Below are 2058 nucleotides of genomic sequence, written 5' to 3' on the forward strand. Positions count from 1 at the left end.
GAAATCTCGGGTTAGAGGTTATCAACGATATTCTTGATCTTTCAAAGATCGAGATGGGAAACTTTGAAATCAAGAAAGTTCAATGTTCCCCGATGAAGATCTTGCAGCATGTGATTGATCTGTACGCGGCGAAAGCCACTAAAAAAGGACTTTCCATTCAATCCAGGTTTCACGATTCGGTGCCGGAAACGATTCAAACCGATCCGCTCAGATTGAAGCAGGTTCTTTCTAATCTGGTCAGTAATGCGATCAAGTTTACCGAATCCGGCAACATCGATCTTGAAGTCAGAGTCTATTCCCAATCAAAACAGGACCGACTTCTGCAATATATTGTGTCAGATACCGGCATCGGGATTCCCGCAGAGAAAATGAAAACAATTTTCGAACCCTTTGCTCAGGCTGACAGTTCTACCTCGCGAAATTATGGCGGGACAGGATTAGGTTTGACTCTCAGTCATAAACTGGTGCAACTACTGGGGGGAAATTTAACAGTCCAGTCGACTGTGAATCAGGGAAGTCTGTTTGCAGTCACAATTAATGTGGGGCACGAAAGCAGTTTAACGCAACAAATAAAGTTGAGTAGCAGTCTCAGTTTGGTGAGTTCCGACAGGCAGGTCCAGAGCCGCAGGAACTATAAAGCCGCTCAGGGTGACCTGAAAGGCAAAGTATTACTGGTAGACGATACGAAAGAGATTCGAAAACTCTTCAGTTATATGTTGAATAAAATGGGGCTGGAAGTGGTGACTGCCTCGAACGGAAAAGAAGCTGTTGAGCTGGTGAATGAAACAGCAAATCGGAATGAGCTTTTCAATGTCATTCTGATGGATATGCAAATGCCCGTGATGAATGGTTATGAAGCGACTCGGCTCTTAAGAGGCCAGGAGAACCAGACACCCATTATTGCAGTCACTGCGCACGCACTTGTTTCGGACAGAGAGAAATGTCTCGATGCCGGATGTACGGAATATCTAAGCAAGCCGATCAAATATGAAGTGTTACACGAAATGGTGCACCGCTATTTGAGGGATACAGCAGGAGTACTTTCGAATTAAATTCAAGTGTGAAGCAGATTGTAAGTAAGTAGCGCGACTGAAGCAGGCATCAATCACGGACACGACCCCAATTCGTTTTTCATGATAGTCCAGCCGCTATTTATTTTGTGTTTGAGATGCCTGTAGAGAAATCTCAAACGTGGCGCCCCCATTTGAGCTCGGGCGATAACACATCATTCCACCAGAGGCGTCAACCAGAGATCGGCTTAAAGAGAGGCCGATGCCGAGCCCTTCTTTCTTACTGGTGGCGAAGGGAGTAAACAGCCGTTTTTTGATTGTGTCCGGAATACCTGCGCCTGTATCGGTAACGGAAATCACGACTTTGGAATCAGCAGTAGATGCGGTTGCGATCGTTAAAATTCTTGGTAAGGGGGTTTCTTCCATTGCTTCAACAGCATTTTTGATCAAATTGACAAGTACCTGCTCAATCTGGACTCGATCTGCATAGACCGTGGTGAAGTTGTTTTCGGCAACCAGCTTGACCTGGATCTGCTGCAGTCGGATTTTGTAATTAATTAACTGTATTGCGCTGCGGATACAGTCGTGAATATTGAACAGGAGCCGTTGCTGCTTTCGCTTTGCTGCCAACGATTTCAGCCTGTGCACAATTTCGCCTGAACGCAGAGATTGCGATTCGATTTTTGAAATAAGCTCTGAAACATCTCCCCCCTGTTCCAGAATATTCCTCATAGAAGAGCTATAGTTGGCAATGGCTGTTAATGGTTGATTCAATTCATGCGAGAGACCTGCCGCTAATTCCCCCATCACAGCCAAACGTGATACGTGTGCCAGTTCGTCGCGGTATTCCTGGACCATCCTGTTTGCTTCTTGTCGTTCTGTAATATCCTGAATTGTTCCGTACATGAGCAATGTTTCGCCATCAACGTTCTTCTTCAGAGCGGCCTGTTCAAGCACGTGCCGAATTTCACCATTTGCGCGAACAACTCGATGTTCAATGCTGAATGGTAAATCGTTCTTGAGAGTATTTGTAATGACGCGTTTTACA

Annotated in this window: 2 protein-coding genes; one reads left to right on the forward strand and one right to left on the reverse strand. The window is 45.4% G+C overall.

The genetic code is table 11. From position 1 onward, the window contains the following. The coding region (locus Q0294_RS03315) for a response regulator (RefSeq protein WP_299460901.1) at nt 1–1052 on the forward strand (1052 nt) is incomplete at its 5' end. A 96-nt stretch (nt 1053–1148) separates the two neighbouring features. On the opposite strand, the gene Q0294_RS03320 is transcribed toward Q0294_RS03315, so the two are convergent. After that, a partial coding sequence (locus Q0294_RS03320; RefSeq protein WP_299460903.1) for an ATP-binding protein occupies nt 1149–2058 on the reverse strand: 910 nt, incomplete at its 5' end.

The sequence above is a fragment of the uncultured Gimesia sp. genome, assembly GCF_937919775.1.
In the GTDB taxonomy this organism is placed as follows: Bacteria; Planctomycetota; Planctomycetia; order Planctomycetales; family Planctomycetaceae; genus Gimesia.